Below are 16,218 nucleotides of genomic sequence, written 5' to 3'. Positions count from 1 at the left end.
CTATGAGGTGAGAGAGATGGAAAAGCAATATTTAACCGTTACAGCGTTAACTCGTTATATGAAAACTAAAATAGAGTATGACCCTCATCTACAGTCTGTTTGGTTAAAAGGAGAAATTTCAAATTTTAAATATCATAGCCGCGGTCATATGTATTTCACATTAAAAGATGAAAATGCAAGAATTGCTGCGGTTATGTTTGCGAGTCATAATCGCAATATAAAGTTCAGACCAGAAGACGGGATGAAAGTACTTGTAAAAGGTAAAATATCTGTTTATGAAGCAAGTGGTTCATACCAAATCTATATTCAAGATATGCAGCCAGATGGAGTAGGGAATCTTCATTTAGCGTATGAGCAATTAAAAACTCGTTTAGAAGAAGAAGGGCTGTTCTCACAAGTATATAAACGAACAATTCCTGCTTATCCAACAACAATTGGTGTGATAACCTCACCAACGGGTGCGGCAATTCGTGATATTATGACGACAATTGCCCGCCGTTATCCGATTGGAAAAGTAATTGTATTTCCAGTACTAGTACAAGGGGAGTTTGCAGCTCCCTCAATTGTACAAGCTATCGAAAAGGCGAATGAAATGCATGCTATCGATGTGTTAATTGTTGGGCGCGGCGGAGGCTCAATAGAAGAACTATGGGCGTTTAATGAAGAAACAGTAGCCCGGGCAATTTTTGCGAGTCAAATCCCAATCATTTCTGCTGTGGGCCATGAAACAGATTTTACAATTGCAGATTTTGTTGCGGACTTAAGAGCTCCAACGCCAACAGCGGCAGCTGAACTGGCAGTTCCTCACATTCTTGAATTAGAAGAAAAAGTGATGCAGCGTACACTTCGCTTGACGCGAGTGATGCGTGAGATGTTGAACTCTAAGCAGGAACATTTGCAAGCATTACAAAAATCATATGCGTTTCGCTATCCAAAGCAATTGTATGAGCAAAAGGAAGAACAATTGGATCGTACAATTGATAAGTTGATACAAACGAAAGAGCGATACATAGAAAAGAAGACGAATCAACTTCAACAATTGTCATTTTATTTAGGTAAGCATCATCCCGCGCAAAAAATTGAACAAACGAAGCTTACGTTAGACACATTGCAAAAGCAATTGCAACGTGAAATGCAGTCTCTATTGCAAGGAAAAGAGTTTGCTTTTACAAGAGCGATAGAGAAGTTAGAAACGTTAAGTCCGCTTAGAGTGATGATGCGAGGCTACGGTCTTGTTTATAATAATGAGAAACAGGTCCTAAAAAGCATAAAAGAAATTGAGCTTGGAGATGAAGTTACAGTGCATATTCAAGATGGTGTACTAGACTGTAATGTATGGGGAATAGAGGAGCGTGAACTAGGCGATGGAAAATAAAGTGAGCTTTGAAGAGGCGATTGCAAAGCTTGAACAAATTGTTTCCAAGCTCGAACAAGGTGATGTTCCGCTTGAAGAAGCAATTTCGTATTTCAAAGAAGGTATGGAACTTTCTAAACTGTGCGATGAAAAATTAAAAGATGTGCAAGAACAAATGGCTGTCATACTTGGTGAAAATGGTGAACTGCGTCCGTTTTCTACTTTAGGAGAGGAAGTATAATGACGCATTTAACTTTTGATGCTTTTATGAAAGAAAGTAAAGCATTAGTAGAAGAAAATCTTGTGCGTTACGCAAATGCCTTACAATGTCCAAGGGTACTTCGTGAGGCCATGATGTATTCATTAGAAGCGGGCGGAAAGCGTCTCCGTCCGTTACTTTTATTTGCGACGCTGCAAGCGTTTGGAAAAGATAGAGAATTAGGGATAGGTACAGCTTGCGCATTAGAAATGATTCATACATATTCTTTAATTCATGATGATTTACCTTGTATGGATGATGATGACTTACGCCGCGGGAAACCAACAAATCATAAAGTGTTTGGTGAGGCGATGGCAGTACTAGCTGGTGACGGGTTGTTAACGTATGCATTCCAAGTTGTAACAGAGCAAGACAATAAAGAAATTACTTCTGAAACAAAACTACGCATCGCACTAGAACTCGCTAAAGCAGCAGGACCAGAAGGAATGGTTGGTGGACAAGTTGCGGATATGGAAGCGGAAGGAAAGCAATTAAACCTTCGTGAGTTAGAATATATTCATAAGAATAAAACCGGACGTTTATTAGAATTTGCCGTATTAGCTGGCGCGTTATTATCAGGAGCTACGGCTATGCAACAAGAAAAACTACTTGCCTTTGCGAAGTATGTCGGACTTGCTTTTCAAATTCGTGATGATATTCTAGATGTAGAAGGAATAGAAGAAGAGATTGGGAAACCGGTCGGAAGCGATATGACAAATGAAAAAAGTACATATACAACGTTATTTACAGTAGAGGAAGCGAAGCAAATTTTAGAAGAAACAATTACGAAAGCAAAAGAGGCTATTTCTTCTTTACAATTACAAGATGAATATTTGTTAGTAATTTGTGATTTAATTGCAAAGCGCAACCACTAGTATAAGAATGTTTTCATTTGTTGAGCCATTTAAGATTTTATGGTATAAATGTAGACAAAGGTTTTTCTTTTCTTTTTTTGGCAAAAATATACGTAGATTACATTGCCGTTATCACTTTGTGTTAGCGGCTCTTTTTTCATCGTATAAAGTGAAACTTCCATCAGTGGGGGTCTTACTGCCCACGAATAGCGGGATAAAATAAAGAATATGCTTGATTTTTGTAATACAATTAAGTGCAACTATATTTTACGGATGTATAGTAGTTGACAAGATGACAGATTATGAAACGAAAGTGAGTGATCCTGGTGGATCTGACGCAAATTCAAAATCCTAGTTTTTTGAAGGATATGTCTATAAGCGAACTAGAAGCATTAAGCGAAGATATTCGAAAGTTTTTGATTGAAGAGCTTTCTCAAACAGGTGGACATATTGCTCCAAATCTAGGTGTAGTAGAACTCACAATTGCTTTGCATAAAGTATTCGATAGTCCAAGAGATAAATTTTTATGGGATGTAGGACATCAATCCTATGTACATAAAATTTTAACGGGGCGTGCAAAGGAATTTGGCACATTAAGACAATATAAGGGTTTATGTGGTTTTCCGAAGCGTTGTGAAAGTGAACATGATGTATGGGAAACAGGACATAGCTCTACTTCCTTATCTGCTGCCATGGGAATGGCGCTTGCTCGTGACTTAAAGAAAACGAAAGAGTACATTGTTCCTATTATTGGTGATGGTGCATTAACAGGTGGCATGGCGCTTGAAGCGCTTAATCATATTGGACATGAACAAACAGATATGACAGTTATTTTAAATGATAATGAAATGTCGATTGCACCAAACGTTGGTGCATTGCATAACGTACTTGGACGTTTACGTACAGCAGGGAAATATCAGTGGGTAAAAGATGAGCTAGAGTACTTATTAAAGAAAATTCCAGCTGTCGGTGGTAAAGTAGCTGCAACTGCCGAAAAAGTAAAAGATAGCTTGAAATATTTACTTGTTTCGGGTGTGTTTTTTGAAGAATTAGGCTTCACCTATTTAGGGCCTGTTGATGGGCATGATTATGAAAGTTTATTTGAAAATCTTCAATACGCCAAGAAAACGAAAGGCCCTGTTCTTGTTCATGTCATTACGAAAAAAGGAAAAGGCTATAAGCCAGCTGAAAGTGATGTAATTGGAACTTGGCATGGTACAGGACCGTACAAAATTGAGTCTGGTGATTTTGTGAAGCCGAAAGAAGCTGCACCGGCATGGAGTTCAGTTGTTAGTGAAGCAGTTCGTAAATTAGCGAAGAATGATCAGCGTATCGTTGCTGTGACGCCAGCAATGCCGGTTGGATCAAAGCTTGAAAAATTCGCAAAAGAATTTCCGAATCGTATGTTTGATGTAGGGATTGCTGAACAACATGCGGTAACAATGGCAGCTGGTTTAGCAACGCAGGGCATGAAGCCGTTTTTAGCGATCTATTCTACATTTTTACAACGCGCTTATGATCAAGTTGTTCACGACGTATGTCGTCAAAATTTAAATGTCTTTTTTGGGATTGATCGAGCGGGATTAGTAGGAGCTGACGGAGAAACACATCAAGGTATATTTGATATTGCATTTTTACGTCATCTTCCAAATATTGTTTTGATGATGCCGAAAGATGAAAATGAAGGTCAACATATGGTATATACAGCAATCAATTACGAAGATGGACCAATTGCACTTCGTTTCGCACGTGGAAATGGACTTGGTGTGCCTATGGATGAAGAGTTTAAAGAAATTCCGATCGGTACATGGGAAACACTTCGCGAAGGATCACAAGCGGCGATTCTAACATTTGGTACGACAATTCCGATGGCCATGGAAGCAGCAGAGTCACTTGAAAAGAAAGGGATTTCTGTAAAGGTTGTAAATGCTCGTTTTATTAAGCCGATGGACGAAGCATACTTGCATGAACTATTAGGAAAGAATATGCCGATTTTAACAATTGAAGAGGCGTGCTTAATTGGAGGATTTGGTTCTGGTGTGTTAGAGTTTGCTAGTGAACATGGATATCATAATGCGCTAATTGAGTGTATGGGTATTCCAGATCATTTCATCGAACACGGTAGCGTTTCTAAGCTTCTTGAAGAAATTGGTTTAACAACAGAAGATGTTGTTGAACGTATTTGTACAATGATTCCATTAAAACAAAAAAGGGCGTAACAAATGAGCGGAAAAAAAGAACGAGTAGATGTACTATTAGTAGAACGAGGACTTGTTGAAACAAGAGAAAAAGCAAAGCGTGCCGTTATGGCAGGTCTTGTATATGCAAATGAGATGCGTTTAGATAAACCTGGTGAAAAAATACCGCAAGATACAGAGCTAACATTAAAAGGACAAGTAATGCGCTATGTAAGCCGTGGTGGATATAAGTTAGAAAAGGCGTTAGAGACGTTTCATATAGATTTGCAAGATAAGGTTATGCTGGATATTGGTTCATCAACGGGTGGATTTACGGATTGTGCTTTGCAAAATGGTGCAAAGCTATCATACGCTTTAGATGTAGGGTACAACCAACTTGCATGGAAATTAAGACAGGACGAGCGTGTTGTCGTAATGGAACGGACGAATTTTCGTTATGTAACACCTGCTGATTTGCAGAAAGGCTTACCACAATTCGCAAGCATTGATGTATCATTTATATCTTTAAAATTAATTTTACCTGTATTGAAAACGATGTTAACACCTGGTGGGGATGTTGCAGCGCTTATTAAGCCGCAATTTGAAGCTGGACGGGAGCAAGTCGGGAAAAAGGGAATTGTTCGAGACCGTAAAGTACATGAAGCAGTTATAGAAATGATTGTCGATTTTGCGCTAGCAGAAGGGTACGATGTTCAAAACTTAACATTTTCTCCAATTACAGGTGGAGATGGAAACATTGAATTTTTAATACATTTAAAATGGTATGGTGAGCGTGAACAAGGGGAAAATCAATCTCCGGTTCGAGCGGAGGAAGTTGTGACGGAAGCTCACGAAGCCTTGAAGCAAAAAGGAAAAGAGGAATAACAATTGTTGTTCCTCTTTTTGCTCATATAGAAAGTTAGAATTGTATAACGATTGTAAAAACAATTATGTACAAGTAGCCGATTATGCGTTAACATAAATAAGTGAAGTATAACTATGGTAAAACTACGGTAAGAGATAGTGCGAGGTGCAAAAATATGAATAAAGGGCAGCGCCATATTAAAATTCGAGAAATTATAGCAAATAAAGAAATTGAAACACAAGACGAGCTAGTGGATATTTTACGTAATGAAGGTTTTAATGTAACACAAGCGACGGTATCGCGAGATATTAAAGAATTACATTTAGTAAAGGTACCGCTTCATGATGGACGCTATAAATATAGCTTACCAGCTGATCAACGTTTTAACCCACTTCAAAAATTAAAACGCAATCTTGTTGATTCGTTTGTTAAATTAGATACAGCTGGGCATATGCTTGTGTTAAAGACATTGCCGGGTAATGCACATGCTCTCGGTGCGCTGATTGATCATTTAGAATGGGATGAAATCATTGGCACAATTTGCGGTGATGATACGTGTTTAATTATTTGTCGTACACCTGAAGATACAGGGGTTGTATCGAATCGCTTTTTAAATATGCTGTAACAAAAAAGAATCTTGTTTGCTTTTTTACTCAAAAGAGTAAAAAGTAGACAAGATATTTTTGTTATAGAGGCATAAAAATCTCAGAATAGCATGTGAAATTGTGAATTTCTAGATAGGAATGTCATTATTGTTACATTGACCGTAAAAACAAATGTTTGGTACAATGAAGCAGGTTACATAACATATTCTTCATCAAAAAGAAGTAATGGAAGAATGTATATGTGAATAGTTTAAGCCTCCCGTGCGGAGTGTGAATGAAATAACGAGGTGAATGGGGCATTGTTATCGGAATTATCGATTAGAAACTTTGCTATTATAGAATCATTAAACATTTCTTTTCAAAAAGGGCTCACGGTTTTAAGTGGTGAAACGGGCGCAGGGAAATCCATCATTATTGATGCGATTAGTCTTCTTGTTGGGGGACGCGGCTCAGCGGAATTTGTACGCTATGGGACAGATAAAGCTGAAATTGAAGGTTTATTTTATATTGAAGATGAACAGCATCCTTGTGTTATGAAAGCGGAAGAACTTGATATTGAAATTGAAGATGGCATGATTATTTTAAAACGAGATATCTCTGTGAATGGAAAAAGTGTATGCCGCGTCAATGGAAAGCTTGTTACATTAAGTACGTTAAAGGAAATTGGAAAAACACTTGTTGATATTCATGGGCAGCATGAAACGCAGGATTTGATGAATGAAGATCGTCATTTATTTATGCTGGATCATTTTGAGGGAGATCATATTTTAGTTCAGTTAGAAAAGTATCAAAATGGGTATAGGGAATATGAGCAATTAAAAAAACAATTGAACTCTTTAACAGAGAATGAACAACAAATGGCGCATCGTCTAGATTTAATTCAATTTCAACATGAAGAGATTCGAAATGCGGATTTGAAAATAGATGAAGAGCAAAATTTATTAGAAGAACGATTGAAGATTTCAAACTTCGAAAAGATTTATAAGGCATTGGGGGATTCATATCGTTCTTTAACAGAAGAACGTTCTGGTTTAGATCATGTTCGAAATGCAATGAATCAAATGGAGAGTATTACGGATTTGGATACTGCATATCAAGAGAACTACGATGCGATTGCCAATAGTTATTATTTATTAGAAGAAGTAGCTTATCAGCTCCGCGAAAAGTTAGATATGATGGAATATGATCCCAATCGTTTAGATGAAATTGAAACACGTTTAAATGAAATTCGTATGTTAAAGCGCAAATATGGAAATACTGTAGAAGAGATTTTAGCGTATGCGGATGAAATTGAAAAAGAGATATTTACGATTGAAAATAAAGATGTACACATTGAAACGACGAAAAAGAAACTAAAAGAAATCGAACAGCTTATAGTGAAAGAGGCGACGTTACTAAGTGATATGCGCCATAATCTTGCGAATCGATTAACAACGGCTATTCATCAAGAATTAAAAGAGCTATACATGGAAAAAACAAAATTTGAAGTAATGATAAAGAAAAAAGAAGGAACAATTGACGATCCTCTTGTTGAGGGAGCTCCTGTCAAAATGACGCAAGTTGGGTATGACAATGTAGAATTTTATATTTCCACGAATCCAGGAGAACCGTTAAAGCCACTTTCTAAAGTAGCTTCGGGAGGGGAATTATCCCGTATTATTTTAGCGTTAAAGAGTATTTTCTCTAAACATCAAGGAGTTGCCTCTGTTATTTTCGATGAGGTAGACACTGGGGTAAGCGGGCGTGTTGCGCAGGCGATTGCAGAAAAAATTTATCGTGTTTCTGTCAATTCGCAAGTGTTATGTATTACGCATTTACCACAAGTCGCATCCATGGCAGATGCTCATTTATTTATTCGTAAACAAATTGCGAATGAACGCACAGTTACATCTGTTACTGTACTCAGTCAAAATGAAAAAGTAACAGAAATTGCTCGTATGATTTCTGGTGTGGAAATTACGGACTTAACGACAGAGCATGCAAGAGAGTTGCTCTCACAGGCGCATCGTTTTAAACAAGCAGCAGAAGCTATCCAATAATGGGTAGCTTTTTTGTTAACAACAATGATTTCTTAATTCTTCCGGTTATAAAGAGATGATAGCAAGGAGACATTAAATAATGAAGCCGCTTGGCTGAATGTGGGTTAGGAGCGAGGAGAGTGAAAAGATTGAAATTAGAGCAATTTCGAAAAATCATAGGGATCTGTCTCCTTGTTTCACTTGTTTTTATCGGGTGTTATAAACCGATTCGTGAGTTTATTTCATTTCCAAAGCAACTTGTTATATTTCAAAATCAAGATTCAAAAGTATCTTCTTTGCCTGTATTTCAAACAAAATCAACTGATGAAACGATATTTACGATTGCTTCTGGGCGTGCTAGTGAAAAAAACATTTCAGTAAATGCGCATCAAAGCGGTGAAGCTGATATGGTTTATGAGCTTGCAGGATTACCTGTGAAAAAAGTAAATGTGAAAGTGCTGAAAGATTTTAAAGTAATTCCGGGCGGGCAATCAATTGGTGTGAAATTAAATGCAAAAGGGGTACTTGTTGTAGGACACCATTTAATTCAAACAGAAAAAGGAAAAGTATCTCCAGGTGAGCTTGCAGGTGTACAAGTAGGGGATATGATTACTGAAATAAATGGCAAGACAATTGAACGAATGAGTGATATTGCACCATTTATTCATAACAGCGGGAAAACGGGAGAATCGCTTAATCTTGTTTTGTTAAGAGATGGAAAATATATTCGAACAAAATTAACTCCGCAAAAAGATGGTGGAGAACAGTCGTATCGAATTGGATTATACATTCGCGACTCAGCTGCAGGTATTGGAACAATGACATTTATTCATCCAGAATCAATGAAATACGGTGCGCTTGGTCATGTAATTTCTGATAACGATACGAAAAAACCAATTCAAGTTGAAGATGGACAAATTGTTCGTTCGACAGTAACATCTATTGAACGTGGTAGCAATGGAGATCCTGGTGAAAAATTAGCAAGATTTTCACCAGATCATGAAGTTATTGGTAATATTACAACGAATAGTCCCTTTGGTATTTTTGGTAAATTAAATACAGAAATGAAAAATGGGATTATGGATGAATCGCTTCCGATTGCCCTTTCTCATCAAGTGAAAGAAGGGCCTGCGAAAATTTTGACAGTTATTGATCAAGACAAAGTGGAATCGTTCGATATAGAAATTATGAGTACAGTTCCGCAAAAATTTCCTGCCACAAAAGGAATGGTTGTAAAGATTACAGATAAACGCTTGTTAGAAAAGACAGGTGGAATCGTCCAAGGCATGAGTGGTAGTCCTATTGTACAAGATGGAAAATTAGTTGGGGCTGTAACACACGTATTCGTCAATGATCCTACATCTGGATATGGTGTTCATATTGAGTGGATGCTACATGAAGCAGGGATTAATATTTATACAGATCAGAAAAAAGCAAGCTGAACTTGTATTCAGCTTGTTTTTTTTGTTACCTTTAAATGTGGAAGAGAGAAGAAGAAATCTCATTATTGATAATAATTTTTCTTGTAAAGCCGTTGAAATGTTACAAAAGTTTCGCAACGGGTGTTTTTTGTTGTAAAATAAAAGTAGAGTATGTATATTCAGCTGTAATCATATGATGGAATATGTAAAAGAACACTAAGAAATGGACGATAAAAATGTTTTTTTGTGATTTTTTCGGAATTTAAGAAAGTTTTAAAGGGGATTTTCACATAATTGTCGAACAATTCATGTAGCCTAGAAGGTAATACTTTATGCCGGGAGAAACCATTAGTAGGGAGGAAAAGGTGTGGAGAAAATTAAAGTGTGTCTCGTGGATGATAATAAAGAACTTGTATCGATGTTAGAGAGTTATGTTGCTGCTCAGGATGATATGGAAGTGATTGGGATAGCGTATAATGGTCAAGAGTGTTTAAATTTATTAAAAGAGAGACAACCGGATGTACTTGTTCTCGATATTATTATGCCACATTTAGATGGTCTCGCAGTACTAGAAAAAATGCGTCATATTGATCGTTTTAAACAGCCGAATGTTATTATGTTAACAGCATTTGGACAAGAGGATGTGACGAAAAAAGCTGTTGATTTGGGGGCGTCATATTTTATCTTAAAACCATTTGATATGGAAAATTTAACAAGTCATATTCGTCAAGTTAGCGGAAAATCAAGCTCTACCATTAAACGACCGCTATCGGCTTTTCGTTCTGTAACAACGTCTGATGGAAAACCGAAAAATTTAGATGCAAGCATTACGAGTATCATTCATGAAATTGGCGTACCAGCTCATATTAAAGGATATATGTATTTGCGCGAAGCGATTTCTATGGTCTATAACGACATTGAACTGCTTGGATCAATTACAAAAGTACTATATCCAGACATTGCAAAGAAATATAATACAACAGCGAGCCGTGTGGAACGTGCAATTCGTCATGCGATTGAAGTTGCGTGGAGCCGCGGGAATATCGAATCCATTTCTTCTTTATTCGGCTATACAGTATCTATGTCAAAAGCAAAGCCGACGAATTCAGAATTTATTGCGATGGTTGCGGATAAGTTAAGGCTTGAACATAAGGCGAGTTAATCACCGGTTAAATTAAAAACCTTCTAGCTATTGAAATTTTTATTCCAATAGCTAGAAGGTTTTTGTTGTATGAATAACTTTCAGATGAATGTTGAAAACTTTTTACTCTATTGTGATGCAAAGCATTTAAGTATGAAAACAATTCGGTCATATGACCAAACATTGAAGTTGTTTGCTACGTATTTAGAAGGGGAATTAAAAGAAATACTAATCACCAAAGTATTGACCTGGTTGCTAGTCTAGAAAAATTAGCTTCGTTCTAATGGTTTTTTACGTTCTGCAAGGAATGTGAAAGGGATAAAAAGTCTTATATTAATGAGGTGGGGGGAATCTTGTACCATCTAACAAAGAGGGAATGTCTAAAGGAAGACAGGTCACTGTTACAGAACATATTTTAGGTGGGTATCGTAAAGGTGGAAAAAACAATAGTCCATATACGAGTTTTTCTATAAATAACAGTCCAAGGATAGAATACTTAAGTGTTATAGGTCATTGTCGTAATGAATGGAAGGTTATATATGTAAGTAGCTTCGGATCTTATAAGAAAAGCCCTGTACATAACAGGACTGCCTATTCTTTCTCTTGATTTTGTTTTTCTAATTCAACAAGTTTTTGAATTAAAATATGCTGAGGCATATGCATAAGTTGTTCAAGTGGAACGCCGAGAGCTTTAGATAACTTAATAGCTGTCTCTGGTGAAAGTTGTAATGGTCTCATAGAAGTACCTCCTTTTTTGGTATATAAATCCAAATTAAAAAACGACATAAAATTATTCTTTTTCGGTGGGTGAGAGCATCTGACCATGTATAGAAGCGGTCAGTGTCTTTTCGAAACAAAGAGTGAAAGCGGGTACAGGCTCTTCGGTGTAGCCGCAGTCCATATGTCGAAAAATTAAAATGGATTCATATAGTATAACATAAAGTGAAATAAGCCTTAGTGTAGAGACAACGATAGTAGTGCTCATATAATTATGTAAATGCCAGTTGAAAAAAACATTGCTAAATTTACAAGTTGCAACGATTTTTGGATAACTTTTACAGTGAAATGAAATTTGAGGTGAGAAGATGACGCTTATTTTTGGGCACCGCGGAGCTGCAGGGACGTATCCGGAAAATACGATGGTTTCTTTTCGCGCGGCGGAGAAATTTGGGGCTGATGGGATTGAATTAGATGTGCAGTTCACAAAAGATAACAAAATTGTTGTTATTCATGATGAGACGGTAAATCGAACGACGAATGGAAAAGGTGCTGTTCGAAATTTTTTATATACAGATTTACGTGCGCTAGATGCGAGTTATACATTTTATGATAAGGTCGGTGTGCAGTCCATTCCTTTGTTGGGAGAAGTGTTAGAGTGGCTGAAAACAAACAACCTTTTTCTTAATATTGAATTTAAGAATAATAAGGTGCCGTACCATGGTTTAGAAGAAGAGGTAATTACTCTTATTCGAAAATATAGTCTGGAGGAGCGAGTGATTCTATCTTCCTTTAATCATCATAGTATGAAAAAGTGTCATATGATGGCTCCTGATATTGAGACGGCGATTTTATACAAGGAAGGCTTGCATAGCCCGTGGGCTTATGCGAAAAAGATGGGGGCGAGTGCTATCCATCCAAACTATCGGTATATTTCGGATGGAATTGTAGAATTAACGATGGCAAATGGTGTATTTGTGCGTCCGTATACAATTAATGATGAGGAAGCGATAAGAAAGTTTTTGAAGATGAATGTGACAGCTATTATTACAGACTATCCAGAGCGGGTAAAAATGATCTTGCAAGGTGCAAAATGAGTCCTTTCTATATGAAGGGACTCATTTTTTTATCCCGCTATTTGCAGTAAGTCCCCTCCTTGGGATTGAAAGAGAAGATAAGGGGAGAAGTGGTGGATCCCCACTGATGGAAATTTCGATTTACTTTCGAAATCGAGCTTGTACTTTATTGCGTTTTCGGTCGCGATATAAAACGAAGCCACCAAAGATGTAAAAGCCAATTGCAAAACAGAGTACTCCAATTAAAAATTGTAACCACAATGCAGGGATTGGAGAGCAAAGAATACCAAAGACAGTATCTCTCATCAGTTTAATGCCTACTACAGCTAGCGAGATAGGGAGAACTGCTAATAGGAGAGCGAGATAACGTTGCATAAGGAAGACTCCTTTTCAGACAATTTAGTATATACAAAATGATGTTACAATTCGTGTCCGTTTGTCAAGAGGTTTTGGAAGAAGTAAGATAGAGGTGTGAAAAATTTTGCAGAGATGCTGCGGGAGGATTGGTAGCATATGAAACAAAAAGCGTTAATTATTGGAGCGGGTGCTGGGGGGAGTGCAATTCTAGGTCTGCTGCAAAAATCGAATATATTTGAAGTAGTTGCAATTGTGGATATTGATGAAAAGGCAAAAGGGATTCAACTTGCAAAGAGCCTTTATATTTCTACCGGGAGTAACTGGGAAGTGTTTATATGTGAGGATGTTGATGTCATCTTTGATATGACAGATGATTATAGTGTGTACGAAAAGGTTTTAGCGAAGAAAAAAGAGGATGTACTGCTTGTCCCGGGGAATGTTGCGAATATTGTTGTAAAGCTTGCGCATGAAAAAGAAATGTTGATTGGGAAATTAAGAGATCAAACGCAGCAGCGAGATCTTATTTTAAATTCGACGCATGATGGTATGATTGTTGTTGATCAAGAAGGGCATGTATTATTGTTCAATAAAAGTGCGGAACGGATGACGGGATACAAAAGAGAAGAAGTTGTTAATAAATATATTTTAGAAGTGATTCCAACAAGTAAGTTGCTTCGGATTATTCGTACGAAACAAATTGAGATTAATCAAGAATTAACATTAGATAATGGGAAAAAAATTATTTCAACGCGTATTCCGATTTTAAATGAAATTGGAGAGGTACAAGGGGCGTTTGCGGTTTTTAAAGATATTACTGAAATTGTAAATTTGGCCGAAGAAGTAACGGATTTAAAGGAAATTCAAACATTGCTAGAAGCGATTATCCATTCTTCTGAAGAAGCAATTTCTGTTGTTGATGAACAAGGGCGAGGGCTTGTTATAAATCCAGCTTATACAAAATTAACAGGTCTTTCAGAAGAAGATATTATTGGTAAGCCAGCGACAACAGATATTGTAGAAGGAGAAAGTATGCATATGAAGGTGCTGCGGACGCGCCGGGCAGTACGTGGTATTCATATGAAGATTGGGCAAAAAAAGAGAGATGTTATTGTAAATGTAGCGCCGGTTATTGTTGATGGGATTTTAAAGGGAAGTGTCGGGGTAATTCGCGATGTATCCGAGATTCAAAAATTAACAGATGAATTAAATCGAGCAAGACAAATTATTCGTACGTTAGAAGCAAAGTATTCATTTGAAGATATTGTTGGAACGTCAGAAGGAATTGTGGCAGCGGTTGAGCAAGCAAAACTAGGGGCGAATACGCCGGCGACGGTACTGCTTCGGGGGGAGTCAGGAACTGGAAAGGAATTGTTTGCGCACGCTATTCATAATGGGAGCAATCGGAAGTACAATAAGTTTGTTCGGGTAAACTGTGCAGCAATTTCTGAATCGTTATTGGAGAGTGAACTGTTTGGTTATGAAGAAGGTGCGTTTTCTGGAGCGCGCCGCGGGGGGAAACGTGGTTTTTTTGAAGAAGCGAACAATGGGAGTATTTTCTTAGATGAAATTGGAGAATTGTCTGCGAATACACAAGCGAAGTTACTTCGTGTGTTGCAAGAAAAGGAAATCGTGAGAGTTGGAGGTACGAAGCCAATTCCAATGAATGTTCGAGTTATTGCTGCAACGCATGTAAATTTAGAAAAGGCAATTTTAGATGGTGATTTTCGAGAAGATTTATATTATCGGTTAAATAAAATTCCGATTCATATTCCATCACTTGGTCAGCGTAAAGAAGATATTGGTGAAATTGCTGAGCGATTAATTCAAAAGATTAATCAAGATTATGGACGTAATGTTGAGGGGTTAACGGAATCGGCGGTGCAGTATTTACAAACGTATGATTGGCCGGGGAATGTTCGTGAGCTTGAAAACATTTTAGGGCGAGCAATTATTTTTATGAATTATAACGAGATGTATATTGATGTTCATCATTTACCGCCGTTACATCATGAGGATCAACATGAACTTATAGGGAGTAATTTACTTCCTGAATTAGAAGAAAGGCCTCTTGAGGATTTAGTGGCTGAATTTGAGGGGAATATTATTCATGAGTGTTTGTCTAGATTTAATGGAAATAAAACAAAAACAGCACAAGCGCTAGGGATTTCGGTTCGGAATTTGTATTATAAGCTAGAAAAGTACGAGTGTGCAAAAAATAGCATGCAATAATTTTCATACCACGCAATATTTTGCGTGGTATGTGCAATGCGACGATAATAGACAGAATTTTTTGTGTAGTAACAAAATGTTGATTTTTCTACGTTTTGAAGGCGTTTTCAAAAATATTTAAACGGAAATAAAAAGTTGGCACGATATTTGCTTTAATATATAAGCGAGGGACGACGAGGAAGGGTTGATTACAAAATATGAAGTTACAAACTTTAATTGATCAAGCAGCAAAGCAACCGAAAAAAACAGTTGCTGTTGCAGTAGCTGAAGATCATGAAGTAATTGAAGCCGTTACAAAGGCTGTACAATTACAGTTAGCTCAATTTCGTCTATATGGAAATCAAGAAACAATTATAAGTATGTTACAAGAGCATGGATTAGGGCCTTCAGAACATATTGAAGTAATTTCTACTACATCTAGCACAGAAGCTGCTGAATTAGCAGTAAAAGCTGTAAGAGGTGGAGAAGCGGATGTACTTATGAAAGGCAACATTCCAACGGCTAACATTCTGAAAGCAGTATTAAATAAAGAGTGGGGTCTTCGTAAAGGCGGTGTGTTATCACACGTTGCAGCTTTTGAAGTACCGAATTACGATCGCTTTATCATCGTAACGGATGCAGCGATGAATATTGCTCCGGATGTACAGCAAAAAGCGGCGATTGCGCAAAATGCAGTTGAAGTTGCCCGGGCAATAGGAGTAGAAGTACCGAAAGTAGCTCCAATTGCTGCTGTAGAAGTTGTAAATCCTGCAATGCAAGCAACGATTGATGCAGCGATGTTAACGCAAATGAATCGCCGGGGTCAAATTAAAAATTGTATCGTTGACGGACCGCTTGCTTTAGATAATGCTGTTTCACAAATTGCAGCAGAGCATAAAGGAATTCAAAGTGATGTCGCTGGTAAAGCAGATATTTTACTCGTCCCAACAATTGAAGCTGGAAATGTATTATATAAATCGCTTGTATATTTTGCAGATGCAAAAGTGGGAGCGATTATCGCTGGAGCAAAAGCACCAATTGTGTTAACATCTCGTGCAGATTCAGCAGAAACAAAAGTGTATTCATTAGCATTGGCAGTTGCGACTGCTTCTAAATAAACTTTCTTGCAATACATGTTTTATTTTCATTAATGATTAAGGAAATGA

The 16,218-nt window shown here is 37.3% G+C and carries 15 protein-coding genes and 1 pseudogene; 14 read left to right on the top strand and 2 right to left on the bottom strand.

What is annotated here, in order from left to right:
• Window positions 1–16: 16 nt before the first annotated feature.
• The 11 genes and pseudogenes from xseA to Q9306_RS24765 form a co-directional block, all read left to right on the top strand.
• Window positions 17–1,375 (top strand): exodeoxyribonuclease VII large subunit, encoded by a 1,359-nt coding sequence (gene xseA, locus Q9306_RS00970; protein ID WP_306194329.1) that lies wholly within the window; start codon window positions 17–19, stop codon window positions 1,373–1,375.
• Window positions 1,365–1,595 carry an exodeoxyribonuclease VII small subunit gene (locus tag Q9306_RS00965; RefSeq protein ID WP_098914750.1) on the top strand — a complete coding sequence of 77 codons (231 nt, stop codon included), beginning with the start codon at window positions 1,365–1,367 and terminating at the stop codon, window positions 1,593–1,595. The genes xseA and Q9306_RS00965 overlap by 11 nt, the downstream gene beginning before the upstream one ends.
• Complete coding sequence (locus tag Q9306_RS00960; protein WP_306194325.1) at window positions 1,595–2,488, top strand: polyprenyl synthetase family protein; 894 nt, start codon at window positions 1,595–1,597, stop codon at window positions 2,486–2,488. Before Q9306_RS00965 ends, Q9306_RS00960 begins: the two co-directional genes overlap by 1 nt.
• 305 nt (window positions 2,489–2,793) lie before the next feature.
• The gene (gene dxs / locus Q9306_RS00955) at window positions 2,794–4,686 is read left to right on the top strand and encodes a 1-deoxy-D-xylulose-5-phosphate synthase (RefSeq protein WP_306194323.1); all 1,893 of its coding nucleotides are present in this window, start codon (window positions 2,794–2,796) and stop codon (window positions 4,684–4,686) included.
• Window positions 4,687–4,689: 3 nt separating this feature from the next.
• On the top strand, window positions 4,690–5,529 hold the full coding sequence (locus Q9306_RS00950; RefSeq protein ID WP_306194320.1) for a TlyA family RNA methyltransferase: 840 nt from the start codon (window positions 4,690–4,692) through the stop codon (window positions 5,527–5,529).
• Between the two features lie 155 nt (window positions 5,530–5,684).
• The gene (gene argR, locus Q9306_RS00945; protein ID WP_028411221.1) at window positions 5,685–6,134 is read left to right on the top strand and encodes an arginine repressor ArgR; all 450 of its coding nucleotides are present in this window, start codon (window positions 5,685–5,687) and stop codon (window positions 6,132–6,134) included.
• Between the two features lie 279 nt (window positions 6,135–6,413).
• Entirely contained in the window at window positions 6,414–8,153 is a 1,740-nt protein-coding gene (recN, locus tag Q9306_RS00940; RefSeq protein ID WP_306194315.1) for a DNA repair protein RecN, read from the top strand.
• A 119-nt stretch (window positions 8,154–8,272) separates the two neighbouring features.
• The gene (spoIVB, locus tag Q9306_RS00935) at window positions 8,273–9,574 is read left to right on the top strand and encodes a SpoIVB peptidase (RefSeq protein ID WP_306194313.1); all 1,302 of its coding nucleotides are present in this window, start codon (window positions 8,273–8,275) and stop codon (window positions 9,572–9,574) included.
• A 346-nt stretch (window positions 9,575–9,920) separates the two neighbouring features.
• Window positions 9,921–10,715 (top strand): sporulation transcription factor Spo0A, encoded by a 795-nt coding sequence (gene spo0A / locus Q9306_RS00930; RefSeq protein WP_306194311.1) that lies wholly within the window; start codon window positions 9,921–9,923, stop codon window positions 10,713–10,715.
• Window positions 10,716–10,784: 69 nt separating this feature from the next.
• A complete protein-coding gene (locus Q9306_RS00925; protein ID WP_306194309.1) occupies window positions 10,785–10,958 on the top strand; it encodes an integrase in 174 nt (57 codons plus the stop codon).
• 82 nt (window positions 10,959–11,040) lie between these two features.
• Window positions 11,041–11,169 (top strand): annotated as a pseudogene (locus Q9306_RS24765) (pre-toxin TG domain-containing protein); the annotation flags it as partial.
• Between the two features lie 116 nt (window positions 11,170–11,285).
• Here the strand turns inward: Q9306_RS24765 and Q9306_RS00920 are convergent.
• The gene (locus Q9306_RS00920; RefSeq protein WP_081904752.1) at window positions 11,286–11,432 is read right to left on the bottom strand and encodes a YycC family protein; all 147 of its coding nucleotides are present in this window, start codon (window positions 11,430–11,432) and stop codon (window positions 11,286–11,288) included.
• A 347-nt stretch (window positions 11,433–11,779) separates the two neighbouring features.
• On the opposite strand from Q9306_RS00920, the gene Q9306_RS00915 reads away from it, so the two are divergent.
• Window positions 11,780–12,508, top strand: coding sequence for a glycerophosphodiester phosphodiesterase (locus Q9306_RS00915; protein ID WP_306194307.1), 729 nt, complete (start codon window positions 11,780–11,782; stop codon window positions 12,506–12,508).
• 120 nt (window positions 12,509–12,628) lie between these two features.
• Here the strand turns inward: Q9306_RS00915 and Q9306_RS00910 are convergent, their stop codons facing one another.
• Window positions 12,629–12,862 carry a DUF2627 domain-containing protein gene (locus Q9306_RS00910; protein ID WP_306194305.1) on the bottom strand — a complete coding sequence of 78 codons (234 nt, stop codon included), beginning with the start codon at window positions 12,860–12,862 and terminating at the stop codon, window positions 12,629–12,631.
• Window positions 12,863–13,000: 138 nt separating this feature from the next.
• Between Q9306_RS00910 and Q9306_RS00905 the strand changes: the two genes are divergently transcribed.
• A complete protein-coding gene (locus Q9306_RS00905; protein WP_306194304.1) occupies window positions 13,001–15,073 on the top strand; it encodes a sigma 54-interacting transcriptional regulator in 2,073 nt (690 codons plus the stop codon).
• Window positions 15,074–15,270: 197 nt separating this feature from the next.
• A complete protein-coding gene (gene yqiS / locus Q9306_RS00900; protein ID WP_306194302.1) occupies window positions 15,271–16,170 on the top strand; it encodes a phosphate butyryltransferase in 900 nt (299 codons plus the stop codon).
• Window positions 16,171–16,218 lie beyond the last annotated feature (48 nt).

It is taken from the genome of Bacillus multifaciens, from assembly GCF_030756675.1.
GTDB classification, from domain to species: Bacteria; Bacillota; Bacilli; order Bacillales; family Bacillaceae_G; genus Bacillus_A; species Bacillus_A multifaciens.
The sequence above is the reverse complement of the archived record's forward strand: the minus strand, read 5'-3'. Positions and strand labels throughout refer to the sequence as shown.

Excerpts from the sequence above, each read along its gene's own strand:
- xseA (WP_306194329.1), top strand. The coding sequence starts at position 17 with ATGGAAAAGCAATATTTAACCGTTACAGCGTTAACTCGTTATATGAAA.
- Q9306_RS00910 (WP_306194305.1), bottom strand. The coding sequence starts at position 12,862 with ATGCAACGTTATCTCGCTCTCCTATTAGCAGTTCTCCCTATCTCGCTA.
- Q9306_RS00960 (WP_306194325.1), top strand. The coding sequence starts at position 1,595 with ATGACGCATTTAACTTTTGATGCTTTTATGAAAGAAAGTAAAGCATTA.
- yqiS (WP_306194302.1), top strand. The coding sequence starts at position 15,271 with ATGAAGTTACAAACTTTAATTGATCAAGCAGCAAAGCAACCGAAAAAA.
- Q9306_RS00925 (WP_306194309.1), top strand. The coding sequence starts at position 10,785 with ATGAATAACTTTCAGATGAATGTTGAAAACTTTTTACTCTATTGTGAT.
- Q9306_RS00905 (WP_306194304.1), top strand. The coding sequence starts at position 13,001 with ATGAAACAAAAAGCGTTAATTATTGGAGCGGGTGCTGGGGGGAGTGCA.
- Q9306_RS00915 (WP_306194307.1), top strand. The coding sequence starts at position 11,780 with ATGACGCTTATTTTTGGGCACCGCGGAGCTGCAGGGACGTATCCGGAA.
- argR (WP_028411221.1), top strand. The coding sequence starts at position 5,685 with ATGAATAAAGGGCAGCGCCATATTAAAATTCGAGAAATTATAGCAAAT.
- Q9306_RS00965 (WP_098914750.1), top strand. The coding sequence starts at position 1,365 with ATGGAAAATAAAGTGAGCTTTGAAGAGGCGATTGCAAAGCTTGAACAA.
- Q9306_RS00920 (WP_081904752.1), bottom strand. The coding sequence starts at position 11,432 with ATGAGACCATTACAACTTTCACCAGAGACAGCTATTAAGTTATCTAAA.
- Q9306_RS00950 (WP_306194320.1), top strand. The coding sequence starts at position 4,690 with ATGAGCGGAAAAAAAGAACGAGTAGATGTACTATTAGTAGAACGAGGA.